Here is an 18,896-nt window from a genome sequence, read left to right on the forward strand (position 1 = left end):
TAGGGTGTGTGCGGTACGCACGCACGCGGTTATTTGATTGACGGTTTTGTTGTTTCAACATTTCAGACGGCCTCCAATGTCGTCTGAAAACATCAGCTTCAACAAAGTTAAAACCTTAAACAACAAACCATTCCTTCTCCAACACCCAAACCACAAACAAAAATCCTATGGCGCGTTATCGCAGAAACTTCATTGCCGGCGGCACATTCTTTTTCACCATCAAACTCGCCGACTCGAAATCACGCCTGCTTGTCGAACATATCGGCTTATTGCGTGCGGCTTATATGGATGTGCAAAAACAATATCCCTTTGAAACCGTCGCCGTATGCGTGCTGCCGAACCACATTCACGCCATTTGGACGCTGCCGCCCGACGATGCGGATTATTCCCTACGCTGGCGGCTGATTAAAACCAAATTCTCCGCATATTTCCCTCATGCTGAAAACCTGTCCGCCAGCAAACAGCGGCGGCACGAACGCGGTATTTGGCAACGGCGTTTTTACGAACACACCGTGCGCGACGAAATTGATTTGCAGCGTTGCACAGACTATATCCATTTCAATCCCGTCAAACATGGATTATGCAACAATGTCCGCGATTGGCCGTTTTCGTCGTTTCACCGTTATGTGCGGGACGGATGGCTGCCGTTAAATTGGGGTGGAAAAAAAGAAACGGCGGTAATGAGTTTTGGGGAGTGAATACCATAATAAAAAACTACTGACCGCATGCGTGGCTACGCCACACACCCTACCTGTGAATTACGCGGAACTTCAAAACCAACGCGTAGGGTGTGTGCGGTACGCACGCACGCGGTTAGTTTGATTAATGGCTTTCTGTTGTAAATTAAACTTAGTTGAAACTAACGCTTTCAGACGGTATAAAAAAATGGCTGTCTGAAAATTGAAAAATGCCTTATCCCAAACACTCTGATTCACAAAACAAAAAACGGATTCCAAATCATTGGAATCCGTTTTTCTCTAAAGCTATCCGAATTATTTAGCTTCTTCTTTAGCGTCTTCAGCAGCTTCTTTAGCATCTTCCGCTGCGTCTTTTGCGTCTTCTTTAGCCTCTTCAGCAGCATCTTTGGCTTCTTCGGCTTTCTCTTCAGGAGTTTCGGCAGCAGGTACACCTTTCAAAGCGTCCAAAGAAGTTTTACAAGTTGCATCGCGTTGGTCTGCAGGCAGGTTTTTCAACGCTTCTTTGGTTTGTTCGAAAGATTTTTGCATCATGTCTTTGGTTGCGGCATCTACGTCTTTAGTTGCTTCGGCAAATGCTTTTTCGTACTCGTCACAAACGGCAGAAGAAGATGAGCCTGAACCGCCGCATGCTGACAGGGACAGGGCTGCCAACAAAGCCGCCAATAAAGCTGATGTTTTCATGTGTCTCTCACTTTTTTAAATTTAGGTTAAAGGATGTTATATGTTAATTCATTATATGAAAGTGTCAAGAGTTTTTGTTTAATTTAATCAAAACTATATCATTGAAAGAGCCTGCCTATCTCAAAATAATCAAGGCCGTCTAAAGTTTCAGACGGCCTTAGGTTTGAAGCAATCTTTTTCAGCGATTACGCCGCTTTACGGTGATAATGTCTGAGCGCGTGTTCTTTGCGCCGTCCGCTGGAGAAGGCGGATACGCGTTTCAGGTAGCCGATGACACGGGTGCCGTAGTCGATGTCGTGCGAACCGCAGGCGGAACAGGCGTGCAGGGTGCGTTTGTCGATGTGGCCGCATTCGTTGCAGATGGTGATGCGCACGTTCACGCAGAAGTAGTTGCAGCCGGTTTGTGCAGCGATGTCCAAGAGCGAGCGGTAGCCAGATTCGGGCAGTGCTTCGTCAAGGTTCAGGTGCAGCGCGGAGCCGCCGTCGAGCCAGTCCACCAGTTCTTTGCCGTGCAGCAGGAATTTGTCGAGCGCGTTGATTTCTTCGTCTTCGACGACGTAGAAATAGGAGTTGTAGCATTCGCGGCTGACTTTGTAGCCGTCGGCTTTGTCCCATTTGGCGTTTTTCACACCGAGGTTTTCGGCGGGAACGAACTCGGTGTTGAACTTCACACCGTAGTGTTTGCTGGCGGCTTGGTTGGCTTCGAATATGGTTTTCAGACGGCCTTGGACGAAGTTGATGTAGTCGTCGTTGTAGCCGACTTTGATACCTTGCGATTCGGCGGCTTCCGCCATGCCGTTGATGCCGATGGTGAGGAACTGTTTGTCCAGCGTGATGAAGCCTGCATCGTAAACGGGCAGCATTCCGGCGGCTTGGTATTCTTCCATCAGTTTGCGGTAGGCATATTGGTATTTGTGGATTTTCGCCACTTCGGCGGTAAGGTCGCGTCCGTCTTGCTCCAGCCGGTTCATATTGATGGTGATGACGTTGATGGAACCGGTCGCCACGCCACCTGCGCCGAGGGTGTAGCTGAAGGTGCGGTCTTCGATGGCGTTGCGCAGGCGGCAGCAGGAAGCCAAGGAGTCGGGGTTGTCGGAAAGATAGACGAAGAAGGAATTGCCCTCCGCCAACTCTTTCGCCATTTCGTCGGCGAACACGGTGTCTTTGCATTTGCCTCCGTCGGTCAGCATCGCAGCGGTCACGACAGGGAAAGTCAAAACGGCTTTAGTGCGCTCTTGATTAAACCATTTGAGGAAGAAGTTTTGCAGTTTTGCCACGCTCGTCCACACCGGTTTGCTGAAATCGGGAAAGACGAAATCGCCGAACATCGCATCGAAATAGTATTGATCGTAAACGGAAATATTCCAAAATACGCTCTGATAGCCGCGCGCGGCAGCGGGCTGGTTGATGCTGTACACCACCTGCTGCATATGGTTGGCGATTTCTTTGCCGTGGGTTTCCAAATAATCGTCGCCGTAGTCTTTGCGGGCGAAGTAGTCGAAATAAGTCAGAAATTCCACCGTTGCCACCGCGCCGGCAAACTGTGCGCTGATGGCAAACACTAGGTTGATAAACGAACCGCAAAACGAAGCCAGATGTTGCGGCGCTTTGGATTCGCCGCCGAGTTTGCTTAAGCCGTCGAGCAGGAAGGGATACAGCGTAACCGACACACAATAAGGCTTGAGGCTGGTTTCGTCGTGCACATAAATCTCGTGCGCCTCAATCTGGCGGATGTATTCGTCGGCAACGGATTGGTCGAAAATTTCGGCAATTTTGCGCGATACTTGGGCGCGGTTAATCTGCACGAAAAAGTCTTTCATGATTTCCGCTTCCATCGTGGCGATGTTTTTCTGGGTAACATTGGCGTTGGCGTCCATTTTCGATCCGTCCGCCGCGTTTTGCGCGCTGATGTAGTCACGCATGAATTGTAGTTTTCCGTTTAACTGTTCGGGATGCAGCCGAATCATGTTAATTCTCCTGTATGGTTTGGTTGATTTATTAAACAATGACGGTTGGGCCGTCTGAAACATCGCTGTCAGCGAATACAATAAATTCAATTTAAATCAGTGCAATACAGCACCGGGCTAAATTGAAGCCACTGGAAAAACTTTAGGCGCAGGTTTGTCTTTGATAAACAAGCGGTTCAACACTTCGCCCGTGTGCAAATTGATAAACTTCTGATTGGTGGCCGGACTTTCCAAACCGCCCAACTCCATCTGCCAGCGGCCAGTTTTCAGATACGTCAGATAAGGCAGGATGCCGTCTGAAACCGCCTCCAGCTCATCACGCCCCAGGCCGGTGTACAAACAGGCTTTCAAACCCGCCTGCGTCACGATGGCCAGCATTTTCTGCAAGGTTTCCGGCTGCCATTCTCCGCCCATAAACAACACGCACGTAATCAATCCGCGATAGCGTTTCAGACGGCCTTTTAAGTAATCCTCGGTCAATTCCGTGCCGATGCCCTCTTTCCATGTATCGGCACTATGGCAACCTTTGCAACGCAGCGGACAACCGGAAAACAGAAACGCCAGCGACACTTCGCCCGGCACTTCCTGCCATACAATTTGCTCGATTGTGAATTTCAAACCGCTCATTGCAATGCCATAAAACACAAGATATGGTGTAAATTAAAACACAATAATACTAGATATGGTATTTTATTTAACAATCCATCTTTATTTTGTAATAGATTTTTATAATTTGATAGATTGTAAATTTCAATAATTACATCTACACGGCTCCCTTGATAAAGGCCGTCTGAAAACAATTTCAGTGCATTAATATAAAAAAAAGAAAAGCAAACTCCGTTATAACAAAGACGGTTTTAACAAATCAAAAAAGGCCGTCTGAAATCATCTTTCAGACGGCCTTAATTTCAGGTTTTACCCTCGATTCGAACCTTTCACCATATCCATCAAAAACAATCGGCAATCCAAATTACCGTTAAACAAAGGAATTTTCCGCTTCGGAGAAAGGCGCATAAATTTCGGCATATCGCGATCACCGGTAAACATTCCTACCAGCCAGCCGGCGTAATATTGTTTCAACCATGTACCGAGTTGCGGATATAAAGCCTGCAAAGCTTGAATCTCCGCAAGGCGCACGCCATAAGGCGGATTGGAAATCATAATGCCATGTTCGCCGTTTGGGCGCGCGGTTTGCGCATCTTGCACGTCAAAGCGGATGAAATTATCCACTTCGGCGGCTTGGGCATTAGCCAATGCGGCGCGGATCATATAACGATCGTTGTCGCTGCCGGAAATGGGCGCGGCGGCCGGTTTGATTTGTTTTTCAGCCTCACGGCGCAACGCTTGCCATTTTTCTTTGTCGAAGTTTTGCAGTTTTTCAAAACCGAAACGGCGCATCAAGCCCGGCGCACGGTGTGTCGCAATCCATGCAGCCTCAATGGCAATCGTGCCGCTGCCGCAAAACGGGTCTTGGAAAGGCTGCGTACCGTCGTAACCTGCCAAAAGCAGCAAACCTGCCGCCAAGTTCTCTCTCAATGGCGCTTCGCCGGTATCCTGACGATAGCCGCGTTTAAAGAGTGCTTCGCCGGAAGTATCGATAAAGATTTCCACATTGCGCTCATCGATAAAGGCATGAATGCGGATATCGGGGTTGATTTTACCCACGCTCGGACGCGCATCATAAATATCGCGGAAGGCATCGCAGACGGCATCTTTGATTTTCAAACCGACAAAATCCAAGCTTTTCACATTGGCGCGCTTGCCTTCGACTTTGACTTTAAAGGTCTGCTCCAGCTTAAACCAGCCTGTCCAATGCAGATTTCGTGCCAATTTGTAGATATCGTGTTCGTTTCGATAACCGCCTTTGGTCAAGCGCAACAAAACGCGGCTGGCAACGCGCGAATGCAGGTTGATGCGGTACACCTGCTCCATCGTGCCTTTACATGCCACACCGCCGTCAACAGCGCGGATATCCTGACATGCCATGCTGTCGAGTTCCTGCGTCAAAGGCGCTTCCAAACCGCGAGGACAAGTGATAAAAAGTGAATAAACCGTCATATAAAACCTTTCCGGGTAGGGCTATCCGAACCACTCGGATAACAAATAAAAACAATATTATAGCCGAAAAACCAAAGGCCGTCTGAAACTTCAGACGGCCTTTGAATAAAGCTCGCTTAGTGATCCAAACTGTCGGTTTCAACCTTAACCGCTTTATCGGTTTTATCCTCCGGCAAAACCAAGTTCAACAATACCGCCATAATACCACCTGCGGAAATTGAGTTTTGGAACAATACCGGCAGGTTTTTAAACACTTCCGGCTCAAACGCCACGCCCAAACCCAAACCGACAGAAGTCGCCGCGATAACCGCTTCACGGCGGCGAATACCGTGGCTGACCAAAATCCGCACACCGGCAATCGCAATCAGGCCAAACATCAACACCATCGCGCCACCCAAAACCGGACTCGGAATCGTGGTAAACGCACGGCCGATAACAGGGAACAAGCCCAACAATACCAAAATCGCCGCAATATATTTGCCCACATGACGCGAAGCCACGCCGGTCATTTGAATCACGCCGTTATTTTGCGCAAAAGTAGTCAAAGGCAAAGAGCCCAACGCAGTCGCAATTACAGAAACCAGACCATCTGCCAATACACCGCCGCGCAAGCGTTTGGTATATTCCTCACCCTCGATCGGCTGCTCGGAGACCATCGCAGTCGCCGTCAAATCGCCCACTGCTTCAAATACGCTCAACAGGAAAATCGCACCGGCGACAATAAATGCGTGCCAATCGAATGCAAAACCATATTTAAACGGAACCGGCAGGGTAATCAGCGGCAGGTTTTGCAGGGCGGAAAAATCCACTTTGCCCAAAAACAGCGCAACGATATAACCGACGATCAAACCCACCGCGATGCCGCTCATGCGCAGCAAAGGATTTTTCAAGCAGTTGAAAACCAAAACAATCAGCAACACCAGCGATGCCAGACCCAAGTTTTCCATCGAGCCGAACGTACCGTCTGCTTTCGCACCGAAGCCGCCGCCGAAATCGGTAATGCCGACATGCACCAAGCTCAAGCCGATCAACATCACGACCACGCCGCTTACAGTCGGCGTAATCACTTTTTTCAGATAAGGCAAAAGCCAGGCGGAGAAGCACACCAAAAACGCGCCGACAAAGGACACGCCCAAAAGCGTTGAAATCATTACATCTTCAGTCAAACCGCCCTCTTTCATGCCGGTACCGAGCGCAATCATCACGGTTACAAAAGAGAAATTGACCGACTGAATCGACAACATGCCCGAACCGACCGGCCCGAAACGGTTGACCTGCAAATAAGTACCAACCCCGGAAGCCACCATCGCCATCGACACCAAATAAGCCGTCATTTCAACCGGCAGCTCCAACGCCCCGCCGACAATCAGCGCCGGCGTAATCATCGGGACAAAAATAGCCAAAAGGTGCGTAACCGCACTCAACAACGCATTCCCAAACGGCGGCTTGTCTTCCAAACCGTAAACCAAATCAGGCGAACCGGCCTGTTTATCTGTCATTTCGGCCATAATGACCCTTTCTTAAGAATCGTTAAAAAATATTAAGATGCGCATTTTAACTAATTTAAAATGTATCAGCAAATTCAAAATCATCAGGCCGTATGAAAGTTTTGCCCAATCATTTTCAGACGGCCTCAAACAGCCTTAACACATTTTAATCCTTGACAGTATTTTTCCATCTTAAAACAAACAAACTAATGATTTAAAAATGTATTATTCATTAAGATAATGACAAATCACGATTAAACGGCCCGGCCTAATAGCGGATATGTTTCACACAAACAACAAAGTAAGCTACAATCCGATGAATAATCCACCCACATTATAAAATTAAAGGTTTCCGTATGTTAAAAGGCAGTCTGGTTGCCCTGATTACCCCGATGAATCAAGACGGCAGCATCAACTACGAACAACTTCGCGACTTAATCGACTGGCACATTGAAAACGGCACCGACGGCATCGTCGCAGTCGGCACCACCGGCGAGTCAGCCACCCTGCCTGTCGAAGAACATTTGGCCGTTATTGAAGCCACCGTCAAACACGTCAACAAGCGCATCCCCGTTATCGCCGGCACAGGCGCCAACAATACTGTCGAAGCCATCGCCCTTTCCCAAGCCGCTGAGCAAGCCGGTGCGGACTACACCTTATCTGTTGTTCCCTATTACAACAAACCTTCGCAAGAAGGCATTTACCAACATTTCAAAGCCATCGCCGAAGCCACTTCGATTCCGATGATTATTTATAATGTTCCCGGCCGCACCGTCGTCAGCATGAGCAACGACACTATTTTGCGCTTGGCTGAAATTCCCAATATCGTGGGTGTCAAAGAAGCCAGCGGCAAAATCGGCAGCAACATCGAATTGATCAACAGCGTTCCTGAAGGTTTTGCCGTGTTCTCCGGCGATGATCCTACCGGCCTGCCTTTCATGCTGTGTGGCGGTCATGGCGTGGTAACCGTCGCAGCCAACGTTGCACCGAAACTCTTCGCCGACATGTGCCGAGCCGCCCTTGAGGGCGATATTGCGACCGCCCGTCGTCTAAACGAGCAACTTATCCCAATTTATAACACCATGTTCTGCGAGCCCAGCCCGGCCGCGCCCAAATGGGGCCTGAGCTTATTGGGCAAATGCGAACCCCATGTTCGTCTGCCTTTGGTAGCACTGACCGAAGCCGGTCAAGCCAAAGTCCGAGCCGCTCTGGAAAAATCAGGACAAATCTGATCCGGAAATAAGGCCGTCTGAATCCCAAACACCCTTTTCAGACGGCCTCCCTGTTAAGAACTTCATCCACAGGAAAACAAGATGACCTATATCAAACCCATCGTAGTAGCCCTCGCCCTGATTAGCATGACTGCCTGTTCCGGCAGCAAAAAAGAACAACCCAAACTCGACTATCAAAGTCAATCACACCGCCTGGTCAAACTGGAAGTACCACCTGATTTGAACAACCCGGACCAAGGCAACCTCTATCAATTACCGGCAGGCAGCGGCGCCGTCCGCGCCAGCGACTTCAACAAACGCCGCACCCAAGCCGTACAACAACCTGCCAATGCAGAAGTCTTGAAATCCGTTAAAGGCGTACGCCTTGAGCGTGACGGCAACCAACGCTGGTTGGTTGTCGATGGCAAATCGCCTCGCGAAATTTGGCCGTTGCTGAAAGTATTCTGGCAAGAAAACGGTTTCGACATCAAATCCGAAGAACCGGCCATCGGCCAAATGGAAACCGAGTGGGCGGAAAACCGAGCCAAAATCCCTCAAGACAGCCTGCGCCGCCTGTTGGACAAAGTCGGCTTGGGCGGCATCTACTCCACCAGCGAACGCGACAAGTTCATCATCCGCATCGAACAAGGCAAAAACGGTTCGACCGACATCTTCTTCGCCCACAAAGGCATGAAAGAAGTTTATGCCGACCGTAAAAAAGACACTACCATGTGGCAGCCAAGCGAGAGCGACCCTAACCTCGAAGCCGCATTCCTCGCCCGCTTTATGCAATACTTGGGCGTTGACGGCCAACAAGCCGAACAGGCTCTGACCCAAAGCGTTGCCGCCCGCAGCAATGCCTCCGAGTTGGCCCGTGTGGACAACGGCACCCTGCTGCTGGCAGGCGATTACGGCCGCAACTGGCGCCGTACCGCCCTTGCGCTCGACCGCATCGGCCTGACTGTTATCGGTCAAAATGCCGAACGCCACGCCTTCTTGGTTCAACAAGCCCCAACCGAAGGCGAAGCAGTTGCCAATAAAAAACCCGGCCTGTTCAAACGCGTATTTGGCAAAGGCAAAGCAGAAGCACCAAAAACTTATCCTGAAATCATCGTTTATGTTGAGCCAATCAACAATGGCGCACGCCTCCATCTGTTGAACAAAGACGGCAGCCCATACAAAGGCAGCGATGCATCCACATTGCTGAGCCGCCTGCACACAGAATTGCGTTAATCCGTTATTCAACTCAAGGCCGTCTGAAATATTCAGACGGCCTTTTTAACGAATCCGACATGGTTTCAAATTCCCAATCTGACGTTATAATCAAAACATTTTTCCCCTTATCCAAGCTGCCATGACCCGACAAAAAGCCTATCTGCTTCTGACCGCTCTGTTTACCCTGATGTTTATCGTCCTGATTCTGTTGGGCGCTTATCTTCTGAACATTCACAGCAAACAATTCGCCGTTGCCGCCTTTCTGTTTGCCTTTGCCGCCGTTTTTGCCCAAATCGGCAGCCTTGCCCTTTACATCCGCTACAAAGTACGCGCGCAAATGGCCCGTATGCAGCAAACCGAAACCCATTAAGGAAAAACCATGTTTGAAAAAATCGTCCTTGCCAGTGGCAACGCAGGCAAACTCAAAGAATTTTCCCGCCTCTTTACCGACTTAAACATCGAAATCCTGCCGCAATCGCAGTTCAATACGCCCGAATGTCCCGAGCCGTACCATACCTTTGTTGAAAATGCCCTGGCCAAAGCACGCCATGCCGCCAAATACAGCGGCTTACCGGCACTTGCCGATGATTCCGGCATCTGCACCAACGCCTTAAACGGCGCACCCGGCATTTTCTCCGCACGTTATGCAGGCGAAAACCCCAAATCCGATGCCGCAAACAACGCCAAACTGTCTGCCGATCTTGCCGATAAAGACGACAAAAGCTGCTACTACGTCTGCGTGCTCGTCCTCGTCCGCCACGAAAACGACCCGCAACCCATCATCGCCGAAGGCATCTGGCGCGGCCAATGGCAGGCCGAAGCAGCCGGCACAAACGGCTTCGGCTACGACCCTCATTTCTATCTGGCCGAACACGGTTGCACCGCCGCCGAGCTTGCCCCTGAAATCAAAAATGCCGAAAGCCACCGCGCCCAAGCATTGCGTGAATTGTTAAGAAAAATTGAATCCTTATAAACCAAAGGCCGTCTGAAACCTTCAGACGACCTACCTTACATTCATTCCCATGCCCAAACCCTCTCCTGAAGAATTGGCAGCCTTTGCAAAACACGTCGCTGCCTTCATTCCAACCACACCTGACGAACTTCTTCAACTCATTGACAGTCAAGAAACTGCTATCGTCTTTTTAGGCAAACCAAGCTGTTCATACTGTCGCCGTTTTGTTGCAAAACTGTCTACCGTTTCCTTAAACAAGCAGTTTACCATCCGCTTTACAGACAGCAGCAACAAAGCGGCTTTGAAAGATTTTCGTGAACAACACGGCATCAAAACTGTTCCCGCATTACTCAACATCTCACAAGGCAAAATAAAATTTGTCTGTAATTCCAAATTATCAGAAGAAGAAATTGAAGCTTTTTTGAGCGCTTAGACTGCGCAAATTTCCTACTGATTACTTTCCCGGCCGACATTTCAGTTAAAATAACGGCCTAAAAATTTCAGACGGCCTCGAGCCTCAACACATCATGACCCAAATCACCTTCCAACGCCCCGGCCAGCTAACCGCCCTACCTCCTTTATCACTCTATATCCACATTCCGTGGTGCATCAAAAAATGCCCGTATTGCGACTTTAATTCACACAGCCTGAAAAACGGCCTGCCGGAAGAAGCCTATATCGATGCCCTATTAACCGACTTGCAGCTTGAGTTGCCGAATATTTGGGGCAGACCGGTGGAAACCATATTCTTCGGCGGAGGTACGCCCAGCCTGTTTCAAGCGAAATCGATTGACCGTTTGTTAAGCGGCGTGCGCTCGCTGTTGCGTTTGCAACCCGAAGCGGAAATTACTTTAGAAGCCAATCCGGGCACATTTGAAATTGAGAAGTTTCAAGGATTTAAAGACGCAGGCATTACGCGTCTGTCTATCGGCGTGCAAAGTTTTAACGATGATATGCTTGCTCGATTGGGACGCGTTCACAACGGTAAAGAAGCCCTGACAGCCATTGATACTGCCTTGAAATTATTTGAAAAAGTCAATATCGATTTGATGTATGCCCTGCCAAACCAAACGGTTCAGACGGCCTCAAACGATGTGCAAACCGCTATTGCAACAGGCGTATCGCATATCAGCGCATATCATCTGACCATGGAGCCGAACACGCCTTTCGGTCATACGCCACCAAAAGGTTTGCCGCAAGATGAAGCAGCATTGGATATTGAAGATGCCGTACACGGAGCGCTGGAAGGCGCGGGTTTTATCCACTACGAAACATCGGCTTTTGCAAAACCAGCCATGCAGTGCCGCCACAATTTGAACTACTGGCAGTTCGGCGATTATTTGGGCATCGGCGCGGGCGCACATGGAAAAATTTCCTATCCCGACCGCATCGAGCGCACCGTCCGCCGCCGTCATCCCAACGACTATCTTGCCACCATGCAGAGCAATCCGCATGAAGCAGTTGAACGCAAAACCGTTGCTGCCGAAGACCTTCCATTCGAGTTCATGATGAACGCCCTGCGCCTGACCGACGGCGTACCTGCTGCAACGCTGCAAGAACGTACCGGTGTCCCCACTGTAAAAATTATGGCTCAAATCGAAACCGCCAGACAAAAAGGCCTGCTTGAATCAGACCCGACCGTGTTCCGCCCGACCGAACAAGGCCGTTTGTTCTTAAACGACTTATTACAGTGTTTTTTATAAGTGCGGTTTTACAACAGTTAAAACATTTTTAGATTTGCTTAATTTACGACAAGAAAATACAATCAGAACAATTGTTGGGAACGACCAACCCCGGCGATTATCCACTACTTCTAATCCTACATTAAGGACAAAATCATGAAAAAAGTTCTGGTAACACTGATTGCTCTTTCCCTGCCTACATTTGCATTGGCTGATGCAACCAAAGGTTTTTATGTTCAAGCAGATGCTGGTTATGCTACTGTAAAAGGAAAATATGATGATGTAAGTGAATCGGTTAAAGGCTTTAGCCCACGTATCTCTGCCGGTTACGATTTCGGCGATTTCCGTGTTGCTGCTGATTATACCCACTATAAATCTTTTAAATCAGATTCTGAAACTCCAACTACCACTAACAAAGAGAAAGTTAAATTCCAAAGTGTTGGTGTGTCGGCAATTTACGATTTTGACATCAACTCACCTGTCAAACCCTATGTCGGAGCACGCTTAGGAATTAACCGTGTATCTTCAGATGAGAGTGAAACCGGCAGTAACTATTATTCCGAAGAAAGCTATCGCAAAACTCAAGCTGGTATTGGGGTATTGGCTGGTGTAAGCTACGAAGTAACTCCTAATATTGCTTTGGACGCTGGCTACCGCTACAACTACTGGGGCAAATTTGAAGAGACCAAAGTACACTCTCACGAAGTATCTGCCGGTGTACGCGTAAAATTCTAATATTTGAATACTTAACATGAAGCAATCATTGCTTCATACATCAAGTAACAAAAGGCCGTCTGAAACCTGTTTCTCAGGATTTCAGACGGCCTTTTAACTTCTTTAAATATATCTAACTTTTTGCTGCTTTTACTTTTGCTGCAAACCACAGCGCCGCAGCCGTACCTGCCATATCGGCAATACCGTCCGCGATCGAACCTTGGCGCGTAGTAGTCAGAAATGCCTGAGCCAGCTCGCTTCCTACTGCAAATAATAAAGCGGAAAACAGAATGCCTTTATAGGGAATATTCCTATTGTCTTGAATAAATATTTTTGCACACAACCATGCCTGACCGAAAAACAGCCCGAAATGGCCGACTTTATCAAAATGGGGAAATGGTGGAGCGCTATTGCCGCCCTCTTTGAAAAGTAAGGCATAAATGGCAGCGGCAAACCAGATCAAGGCAGCGACAGTAAATTTGTTTAATGGTACGGCTTTCATTTGTCAGCCTCTTCATCCAGCCATGTTTGGCAAATACCTGCCAAGCGGACGAATTTCCCACCCCGCGCCTTCAAAATATCACGCCATTGTGCCACTTCTTCTGCATCCGGGGCATCTTCAATACTGCATTCGTAAAGGCAAAAGTCTAATGTTTCGCCAACAACGCCGGGGGCTTCGGTCTGCATCAGGCTGGTCAGTTCGTTCATATTTACTGTTTCTTTAATTGGTTTATCGCTAGCCAGACTGCGCCGTCTGTTTTCAGGCCGTCTGAACTAATGTGCAAGGCTGCCCGTTTGATTTGGGCACGCTTACTTACTGTGTAAAAAACGCGTTGCCTCTTCCCATTCGCCATTTAACACGGCCGGCAATCCTTGCAGGGATTTGGCGATAGAATCATCAATTTGCTGTCTATGTTCCGCTGACGGTTTATTCAACACATAACCGACAACCAGATTACGGTCGCCAGGATGATCAATACCTAAGCGCAGGCGGTAGAAATTAGGCGTACCCAAACGAGCCTGAATGTCTTTGAGACCGTTGTGTCCGCCGTTGCCGCCGCCAAGTTTAAATTTGATACGGCCGCATGGAATATCCAGCTCGTCATGAACCACCAAGATTTCCTCCGGCTTGATTTTGTAAAACTGAGCCAAAGCGGCTACTGCCTGACCGGATCGGTTCATAAAAGTCATGGGTTTGAGCAGCCAAACATCGCCATCAGGCGTAGTGGCGCGCGCTACTTCGCCGTAAAATTTCTTTTCGTCTTTAAAATTGACTTTCCATTTCCACGCCAGTTCGTCCAACAGCCAAAAGCCGACATTGTGGCGCGTTTGTTCGTATTCTTGGCCTGGATTACCCAAACCGACGATTAATTTAATTTTCAAGCTCATTACTGTTCTTTCAGTTTGACAGGCCGTCTGAAAAAGTTTCAGACGGCCTTGGATTTATTCTTGCCCGGCGCGTTTACGTCGCGCTTCTTTCGGATCAATCAACAATGGACGATAAACCTCAATCCGATCGCCATCTCGCAACACCGTCTCATCTTTCACCGCCTTGCCGAAAATACCCAAAGGCGCTTGCTGCAAATCCAACTCTGGAAACTCCTCCTCCAAACCACTTTGCAGGGCGGCTTCGCGTACGGTTGAACCTTCGGCAACGGTCATACCCTTCAACACTTGCCTATCGGCCAGTCCGTAAACAATTTCAATCTCAAGCATAGCGGCGGTCGGCCTCTTTAATAAAAGCATCCACCAACGTACCGGCGAGATGGCCGAACACTGGGGAAATCATGGCAGAGAGTACGGCATTGGAAAAATCGTATTCTAATCTGAATTCGACTTTACACATATCATCGCCCAAGTCGATAAATTTCCAAGTGCCGCGCAGGGTTTTAAACGGCCCCTCGAGCAAATCCATGCGGATTTCCTGCCCCGGGATATTGTGGTTGTGCGTCGCAAACGACTGTTTGACGCGCATATAGTCCATAAACAGGCGCGCTTTGAGCTCATTGCCTTTGCGTTCGATGACTTCGGTCTTGCTGTACCACGGCAAAAATTTTGGATAGTCCTCAACTTTGTCCACCAGCTCAAACATTTCCTTAGCGCTATGCAGCACCAATACATTTTTCTCGACTTTTTTCATGTTGGTTGTAGACCTTGTTTTTAAATATTTGGGGTTCAGACGGCATGATGTAGAAAAATATCCGCCCTACTTTGGGACAAAATTCCCAATTTAAACTGCTTCTCCATTTTGTTTCGCTTCCAGCCATTCCCAGCGTTCCAGCTTTTCTAAAAGCAGCATTTCGATTTCTTCGGCCCTGCTTTGCAATGCACCTGCTTTTTCGTAATCTTTAAAAATTTCAGGATCGGAAAGCTGGGTATTGATTTCAGCCTGCTCAGTTTCCAAAGCTGCGATTTCATCAGGCAGGGCATCGAGTTCACGCTGTTCTTTATAGGAAAGTTTGACCGTGCGGTTGGCTTTGGGTTTGACTTTCTCAGGCTCGGCAACCGCTTTAGGCGCAGAGGCCATCTGAATTTTCTCTTCCCGCGATTTTGCGTCGATATAATCCTGATAGCCGCCAATGTATTCTTTCAGACGGCCTTGTCCTTCGAAAACAATGCTTTGGGTAATTACATTATCCAAGAACATACGGTCATGCGAAACAAGGAATACCGTGCCTTGGTAATCGCGCAGCAAGTCTTCGAGCAGCTCTTGGGTATCGATGTCCAAGTCATTGGTCGGTTCGTCCAAGACCAAAATATTAGCAGGACGGGTGAAGAGTTTTGCCAGCAGAAGGCGGTTGCGTTCGCCACCGGAGAGCGATGAAACAGGGCTTTGCGCACGGGCGGGGTGGAACAGAAAATCTTCCAAATAGCTCATTACATACTTTTTCTTACCGCCGACTTCAACGTAATCATTGCCCTGTCCGAGCGTGTAAAACACGGTATCGTTTTCGTTCAACGCGCTGCGGAACTGGTCAAAATAGGCAACTTCCTGCTTACTGCCAATACGGATTCTGCCGTAGGTCGGCTGCAATTCGCCCAGAATCAGCTTGAGGAAGGTGGTTTTGCCGATGCCGTTGGGGCCGATTAAACCGATTTTGTCGCCGCGCTGCAAGATGGCGGAGAATTTGTCCATGATGACTTTGTCGCCATAGGCAAACGAAGCGTGTTCCAGTTCGGCGATGATTTTGCCGCTTTTTTCGCCGCTGTCGAGCTTGAAGTTGACATGCCCTTGTACGTTGCGGCGTTCGGCGCGTTGGCGGCGCAATTCTTCCAAACGGCGCACGCGGCCTTCGTTGCGGGTGCGGCGCGCTTCTATGCCTTTGCGTATCCATGCCTCTTCCTGAGCATGGAATTTATCGAAGAGGCGATTGTGTTCCGCTTCAACCGCCAATTCCTGCGCTTTTTTCTCGCTGTATTTGGAGAACGAGCCGGGATAGGAGCGCAAAATGCCGCGGTCGAGTTCGACAATGCGCGTGGCAATGTTGTCCAGAAAACGGCGGTCGTGGGTAATCACAACCAAACTGCCTTCAAACGCTTTGAGCAGGTTTTCCAGCCAGATAATCGCGTCGATGTCCAAGTGGTTGGTCGGCTCATCCAGCAGCAATACGTCGGGCTTCTGCACCCAAGCCTGCGCCAAGGCGACACGCTTTTTCTGTCCGCCGGAGAGGTTGCCGATTTTTTCGTTTTCTGGCAAACCGAGTTCGCCCAAAGTCTGCTTCACCGCCGCATCCAGCTTCCAGCCGTCCTTCGCTTCGATTTCAAGCTGCAATTCGTTGAGTTCTTTCAACAAAGCCTCACTCGAACCATTTTCCAACTCATGGCTGACGTGATGATAACGGCGCAATAAATCGCGAATTTCGCCCAAACCTTCGGCAACGGTATCAAATACGGTTGCGTCCTTATCAAAAAAGGACTCCTGCGGCACATAAACGATTTTGAGGTTATTTTGAACAATAATCTGCCCGTCATCGAGCTTTTGTACGCCTGCAAGGATTTTTAAAAACGAAGACTTACCCGCACCGTTGCGGCCGATTAAACCAATTTTTTCGCCGCTGTCGAGTTGAAAAGAAGTTTTGTCGAGCAAGGCAACGTGGCCAACGGCAAAAGAAGCATTTTCTACGGATAAGATATTCATGGGGAAACTTCAAAAAAGAAAAGGGGGACATTTTAACCGATTATCGGCAGATATTTGCCGACAATCATATGAAATTGAAAGTATCAGGCCGTCTGAAAGCAGTTTTCAGACGGCCTTCATTATTATTCTTGAACCTTCAAGCCGAAATGCAGATAGGCTCGTTCGGTTGCCACGCGTCCGCGCGGTGTACGCTGCAAAAAGCCCTGCTGAATCAGATAAGGTTCAATCACATCTTCGATGGTATCGGTCGATTCGCCAATCGCAGCGGCCACGTTTTCCAAACCGACAGGGCCGCCGCTGAATTTGTGCAGAATCGCCTCAAGGAATTTTCTGTCCATCACATCCAAACCCTGCCCGTCCACATCCAGCATACTCAAGGCAGCATCGGCAATTTCCGCATCAATCACGCCGTTGTTTTTCACATCGGCGTAATCGCGTACACGTCGTAAAAGGCGGTTGGCAATACGCGGCGTACCGCGGCTGCGCTTGGCCACTTCCATCGCACCCTCTTCACCCATTTCCAACTGCAACAATTGAGCAGAACGGGCAACAATAGTCGCCAAGTCTTTGTTTTGATAAAACTCCAATCGGGACACAATACCGAAACGGTCGCGCAACGGATTGGTCAACATACCGGCACGGGTCGTCGCGCCTACCAATGTAAACGGCGGCAAATCGATTTTGACCGAACGTGCGGCCGGCCCCTCTCCAATCATGATGTCCAACTGATAATCTTCAAGCGCAGGATAAAGGATTTCTTCAACCACGGGGCTTAAACGGTGGATTTCATCAATAAACAGCACATCATGCGGCTCTAGGTTGGTCAATAAAGCAGCAAGGTCGCCGGCGCGCTCTAAAACCGGGCCGCTGGTTTGACGCAAATTAACGCCCAACTCTTTAGCGATAATATGCGCCAAAGTAGTTTTACCCAAACCCGGTGGGCCAAATAGCAAAGTATGGTCAAGCGCTTCGCCACGTTTTTTCGCCGCCTGAATAAAAATAGCCAACTGCTCTTTGGCCTTGTCCTGCCCGATATAGTCGTCTAAAGTTTTCGGACGTAAAGCGCGTTCAAGCAATTCTTCCTGAGCTGAAATATTTTGAGCAGTGATAATGCGCTGAGGTTGTGCAGAAGTAAGATTATCGGTTTGTAACATAATGTTTCTAAATTCTAAGATCATTCCTGGCCCGTTGTTTCAGACGGCCCGAACAATCAGATAAAGCGGTTAAATTATGATTTTGGCCATTATACCCGATAAGGCCGAGCCACTTTTCCTTCAAATTTAAATCACACAAAAATTTTCGTTTTCAGACGGCCAAAGCAACGTATAATAAACGGTTAATTCAAATACCTATCGCATTCAGGAGAACACATGAGCCTCAAGCAAAAAGTCATCGCCATCGACGGCCCCAGCGCATCCGGCAAAGGGACGGTTGCCTCACGCGTAGCCAAAGCCTTGGGTTTTCTTTACCTCGATTCCGGTGCGCTTTACCGCCTGACGGCGCTTTACGCACAAAAACAAAATGTTGCCTGGACAGATGAAGATGCCGTCAGCACACTGGCAGAAACCTTGCCCGCACAATTTGAAGGCAGCGTTGTATTATTAAACGGCGAAGATGTATCCGAGCAAATCCGTACCGAAGCGATCGGCATGGGCGCATCTGCTGTCGCGCAGTTGCCTAAAGTGCGTACCGCCCTTTTGCAGCGCCAACGCGATTTCCTGACCGAAAAAGGTTTGGTCGCCGACGGCCGCGATATCGGCTCGGTTATTTTCCCTGATGCCGCATTAAAAATCTTCCTGACTGCAAGTGCCAATGTTCGCGCCCAACGTCGTGCCAAACAACTCGGTATCCCATGCGAAGGGGTTGCATTCGAGCGTATCTTGTCAGACATTGAAGCGCGCGACGAAGCAGACCGCCGCCGCCCTGTTGCCCCGTTGAAACAGCTGCCCGACGCCCTGCTTTTAGACACTGACAACCTTTCTATCGAAGAAGCTGTAAAAAAAGTGCTTGATTGGTATCATAAAGTTTAAAATTTGGAGTATAATCGCGAAGTTTTCATTTCAGACGGCCTGTTGCCCCTAATAACAAGGCCG

The 18,896-nt window shown here is 48.9% G+C and carries 21 protein-coding genes; 9 read left to right on the forward strand and 12 right to left on the reverse strand.

Translation table 11 applies throughout. From position 1 onward, the window contains the following. Positions 1-167: 167 nt before the first annotated feature. Entirely contained in the window at positions 168-698 is a 531-nt protein-coding gene (locus tag HMPREF2596_RS07285) for an REP-associated tyrosine transposase (protein WP_070850559.1), read from the forward strand. A 294-nt stretch (positions 699-992) separates the two neighbouring features. Here the strand turns inward: HMPREF2596_RS07285 and HMPREF2596_RS07290 are convergent, their stop codons facing one another. From HMPREF2596_RS07290 to HMPREF2596_RS07310, 5 genes are all read right to left on the reverse strand, one after another. Continuing rightward, positions 993-1,379: a DUF5339 family protein gene (locus tag HMPREF2596_RS07290; protein WP_004519763.1), complete on the reverse strand. Its 387-nt coding sequence runs from the start codon at positions 1,377-1,379 to the stop codon at positions 993-995. A 185-nt stretch (positions 1,380-1,564) separates the two neighbouring features. Then, positions 1,565-3,409 carry an anaerobic ribonucleoside-triphosphate reductase gene (gene nrdD / locus HMPREF2596_RS07295; RefSeq protein WP_083325005.1) on the reverse strand — a complete coding sequence of 615 codons (1,845 nt, stop codon included), beginning with the start codon at positions 3,407-3,409 and terminating at the stop codon, positions 1,565-1,567. 54 nt (positions 3,410-3,463) lie between these two features. Beyond that, on the reverse strand, positions 3,464-3,973 hold the full coding sequence (gene nrdG / locus HMPREF2596_RS07300; RefSeq protein WP_070850561.1) for an anaerobic ribonucleoside-triphosphate reductase activating protein: 510 nt from the start codon (positions 3,971-3,973) through the stop codon (positions 3,464-3,466). A gap of 288 nt (positions 3,974-4,261) precedes the next feature. Then, on the reverse strand, positions 4,262-5,404 hold the full coding sequence (locus HMPREF2596_RS07305) for a THUMP domain-containing class I SAM-dependent RNA methyltransferase (protein WP_070850562.1): 1,143 nt from the start codon (positions 5,402-5,404) through the stop codon (positions 4,262-4,264). Positions 5,405-5,520: 116 nt separating this feature from the next. After that, the gene (locus HMPREF2596_RS07310; RefSeq protein WP_070850563.1) at positions 5,521-6,912 is read right to left on the reverse strand and encodes a nucleobase:cation symporter-2 family protein; all 1,392 of its coding nucleotides are present in this window, start codon (positions 6,910-6,912) and stop codon (positions 5,521-5,523) included. A 335-nt stretch (positions 6,913-7,247) separates the two neighbouring features. Between HMPREF2596_RS07310 and dapA the strand changes: the two genes are divergently transcribed. The 7 genes from dapA (at position 7,248) to HMPREF2596_RS07345 (ending at position 12,686) form a co-directional block, all read left to right on the forward strand. Continuing rightward, positions 7,248-8,123: a 4-hydroxy-tetrahydrodipicolinate synthase gene (gene dapA, locus HMPREF2596_RS07315; RefSeq protein WP_070585470.1), complete on the forward strand. Its 876-nt coding sequence runs from the start codon at positions 7,248-7,250 to the stop codon at positions 8,121-8,123. Between the two features lie 81 nt (positions 8,124-8,204). Further along, positions 8,205-9,335 carry an outer membrane protein assembly factor BamC gene (bamC, locus tag HMPREF2596_RS07320; protein ID WP_070850564.1) on the forward strand — a complete coding sequence of 377 codons (1,131 nt, stop codon included), beginning with the start codon at positions 8,205-8,207 and terminating at the stop codon, positions 9,333-9,335. A gap of 121 nt (positions 9,336-9,456) precedes the next feature. Beyond that, positions 9,457-9,687, forward strand: coding sequence for an NGO_0222 family membrane protein (locus HMPREF2596_RS07325; protein ID WP_070850565.1), 231 nt, complete (start codon positions 9,457-9,459; stop codon positions 9,685-9,687). 9 nt (positions 9,688-9,696) lie between these two features. Then, on the forward strand, positions 9,697-10,290 hold the full coding sequence (rdgB, locus tag HMPREF2596_RS07330; protein WP_070850566.1) for an RdgB/HAM1 family non-canonical purine NTP pyrophosphatase: 594 nt from the start codon (positions 9,697-9,699) through the stop codon (positions 10,288-10,290). Between the two features lie 49 nt (positions 10,291-10,339). Continuing rightward, a complete protein-coding gene (locus tag HMPREF2596_RS07335; protein ID WP_070850567.1) occupies positions 10,340-10,702 on the forward strand; it encodes a thioredoxin family protein in 363 nt (120 codons plus the stop codon). A 94-nt stretch (positions 10,703-10,796) separates the two neighbouring features. Then, on the forward strand, positions 10,797-11,972 hold the full coding sequence (gene hemW, locus HMPREF2596_RS07340) for a radical SAM family heme chaperone HemW (RefSeq protein ID WP_070850568.1): 1,176 nt from the start codon (positions 10,797-10,799) through the stop codon (positions 11,970-11,972). 135 nt (positions 11,973-12,107) lie between these two features. After that, positions 12,108-12,686: an opacity family porin gene (locus tag HMPREF2596_RS07345; protein WP_070850569.1), complete on the forward strand. Its 579-nt coding sequence runs from the start codon at positions 12,108-12,110 to the stop codon at positions 12,684-12,686. Positions 12,687-12,798: 112 nt separating this feature from the next. Here HMPREF2596_RS07345 and HMPREF2596_RS07350 read toward each other — a convergent pair whose 3' ends face one another. The 7 genes from HMPREF2596_RS07350 to ruvB form a co-directional block, all read right to left on the reverse strand. Then, a complete protein-coding gene (locus HMPREF2596_RS07350) occupies positions 12,799-13,167 on the reverse strand; it encodes a VanZ family protein (RefSeq protein ID WP_070850570.1) in 369 nt (122 codons plus the stop codon). After that, on the reverse strand, positions 13,164-13,373 hold the full coding sequence (locus tag HMPREF2596_RS07355) for a dioxygenase (RefSeq protein WP_070850571.1): 210 nt from the start codon (positions 13,371-13,373) through the stop codon (positions 13,164-13,166). The genes HMPREF2596_RS07350 and HMPREF2596_RS07355 overlap by 4 nt, the downstream gene beginning before the upstream one ends. 102 nt (positions 13,374-13,475) lie before the next feature. After that, entirely contained in the window at positions 13,476-14,054 is a 579-nt protein-coding gene (gene pth / locus HMPREF2596_RS07360) for an aminoacyl-tRNA hydrolase (protein WP_003683307.1), read from the reverse strand. Positions 14,055-14,108: 54 nt separating this feature from the next. Then, entirely contained in the window at positions 14,109-14,381 is a 273-nt protein-coding gene (locus HMPREF2596_RS07365) for an RnfH family protein (RefSeq protein ID WP_070850572.1), read from the reverse strand. Next, positions 14,374-14,805 carry a type II toxin-antitoxin system RatA family toxin gene (locus HMPREF2596_RS07370; protein WP_003683270.1) on the reverse strand — a complete coding sequence of 144 codons (432 nt, stop codon included), beginning with the start codon at positions 14,803-14,805 and terminating at the stop codon, positions 14,374-14,376. Before HMPREF2596_RS07370 ends, HMPREF2596_RS07365 begins: the two co-directional genes overlap by 8 nt. A gap of 90 nt (positions 14,806-14,895) precedes the next feature. Continuing rightward, a complete protein-coding gene (locus HMPREF2596_RS07375; RefSeq protein ID WP_070850573.1) occupies positions 14,896-16,803 on the reverse strand; it encodes an ATP-binding cassette domain-containing protein in 1,908 nt (635 codons plus the stop codon). Between the two features lie 122 nt (positions 16,804-16,925). Further along, positions 16,926-17,957, reverse strand: a complete 1,032-nt coding sequence (gene ruvB, locus HMPREF2596_RS07380) for a Holliday junction branch migration DNA helicase RuvB (RefSeq protein WP_070712754.1) — start codon at positions 17,955-17,957, stop codon at positions 16,926-16,928. Between the two features lie 216 nt (positions 17,958-18,173). Between ruvB and cmk the strand changes: the two genes are divergently transcribed. Beyond that, positions 18,174-18,833 (forward strand): (d)CMP kinase, encoded by a 660-nt coding sequence (cmk, locus tag HMPREF2596_RS07385; protein ID WP_070850574.1) that lies wholly within the window; start codon positions 18,174-18,176, stop codon positions 18,831-18,833. Positions 18,834-18,896: the final 63 nt, after the last annotated feature.

This window comes from Neisseria sp. HMSC078C12 (genome assembly GCF_001838065.1).
GTDB lineage: Bacteria > Pseudomonadota > Gammaproteobacteria > Burkholderiales > Neisseriaceae > Neisseria.